The 266-nt window shown below is 49.6% G+C and carries 1 pseudogene; it reads right to left on the reverse strand.

The window, feature by feature from the left end:
- Positions 1–266 (reverse strand): annotated as a pseudogene (locus tag AAEY80_RS14590) (malate synthase G); the annotation flags it as partial.

The following is a 266-nucleotide window of genomic DNA, read 5'->3' on the forward strand; positions in this document are numbered from 1 at the left end:
TCTAAGTGTTGTTTGGCAAAAGCGATAACTTTATTGCCGCGTACCGGGTTGTATTGTTTAGTGAGCTCCGCGCCACCTTCTTCAGATATCGCGTCAGTGCCATATAGCGCATCATACAAGCTGCCCCAACGAGCATTGGCAGCGTTAAGCGCAAAGCGAGCATTTTTAACCGGCACTACAAGTTGTGGTCCCGCTTGCGCGGCAATTTCATGGTCGACATTTTCAGTGCTAATTTGAAAAGCCTCCCCCTCAGGCACCAGATAACC

Source organism: Psychrobacter sp. 78a-MNA-CIBAN-0178 (assembly GCF_040309625.1).
GTDB classification, from domain to species: domain Bacteria; phylum Pseudomonadota; class Gammaproteobacteria; order Pseudomonadales; family Moraxellaceae; genus Psychrobacter; species Psychrobacter okhotskensis.